Below are 1419 nucleotides of genomic sequence, written 5' to 3'. Positions count from 1 at the left end.
AGCGCATTGAGCTTGAAGTTTGTGTGAGTGACAAGCCCTCGGCCTATTAGTACCAGTCAGCTCCACACCTCACGGCGCTTCCACCTCTGGCCTATCAACCCAGTGGTCTACTGGGGGCCTTACCCGGTTAACCCGGTGGGAGACCTCATCTTGAAGCGTGCTTCCCGCTTAGATGCTTTCAGCGGTTATCACTCCCGAACGTAGCCAACCAGCCGTGCTCCTGGCGGAACAACTGGCACACCAGAGGTTCGTCCACCCCGGTCCTCTCGTACTAGGGGCAGCCCTTCTCAAGTCTCCTGCGCGCGCAGCGGATAGGGACCGAACTGTCTCACGACGTTCTAAACCCAGCTCGCGTGCCGCTTTAATGGGCGAACAGCCCAACCCTTGGGACCTACTCCAGCCCCAGGATGCGACGAGCCGACATCGAGGTGCCAAACCATCCCGTCGATATGGACTCTTGGGGAAGATCAGCCTGTTATCCCCGGGGTACCTTTTATCCGTTGAGCGACGGTGCTCCCACATGCCACCGCCGGATCACTAGTTCCGACTTTCGTCCCTGCTCGACATGTCTGTCTCACAGTCAAGCTCCCTTGTGCACTTACACTCAACACCTGATTGCCAACCAGGCTGAGGGAACCTTTGAGCGCCTCCGTTACCTTTTAGGAGGCGACCGCCCCAGTCAAACTACCCACCAGGCACTGTCCCTGATCCGGATAACGGACCAAAGTTAGACAGCCAGAACAATCAGAGTGGTATTTCAACGATGACTCCACCCGAACTGGCGTCCGAGCTTCACAGTCTCCCACCTATCCTACACAAATTGTACCGACCACCAATACCAAGTTGTAGTAAAGGTCCCGGGGTCTTTCCGTCCTGCTGCGCGTAACGAGCATCTTTACTCGTAATGCAATTTCGCCGAGTCCACGGTTGAGACAGCGCCCAAGTCGTTACGCCATTCGTGCAGGTCGGAACTTACCCGACAAGGAATTTCGCTACCTTAGGATGGTTATAGTTACCACCGCCGTTTACTGGCGCTTAAGTTCAAAGCTTCGCCGGCCAAAACCAGCTAACCTGTCCCCTTAACGTTCCAGCACCGGGCAGGCGTCAGTCCGTATACATCGAATTACTTCTTCGCACGGACCTGTGTTTTTAGTAAACAGTCGCTTGGGCCTGGTCTCTGCGACCATCACCGCTTCCACCAGCAAGTGGTGTCACGGATCCGGTCCCCCTTCTCCCGAAGTTACGGGGGCATTTTGCCGAGTTCCTTAACCATGGTTCACTCGATCGCCTTGGTATTCTCTACCTGATCACCTGTGTCGGTTTGGGGTACGGGCGGCTCTAACACTCACTGCGAAGTTTTTCTCGGCAGCATGGGATCATCCACTTCCCCTAAACGGGTCCGCCTCGGCTCTCAGGCTA

At 55.9% G+C, this 1419-nt stretch carries 1 rRNA gene; it reads right to left on the bottom strand.

Going from position 1 to position 1419, the window contains the following annotated elements:
• Window positions 1-26 precede the first annotated feature (26 nt).
• Window positions 27-1419, bottom strand: a 23S ribosomal RNA gene (locus ACFV9C_RS44760); the annotation flags it as partial.

The organism is Kribbella sp. NPDC059898 (genome assembly GCF_042730855.1).
Lineage (GTDB): Bacteria > Actinomycetota > Actinomycetes > Propionibacteriales > Kribbellaceae > Kribbella.
The sequence above is the reverse complement of the archived record's forward strand: the minus strand, read 5'-3'. Positions and strand labels throughout refer to the sequence as shown.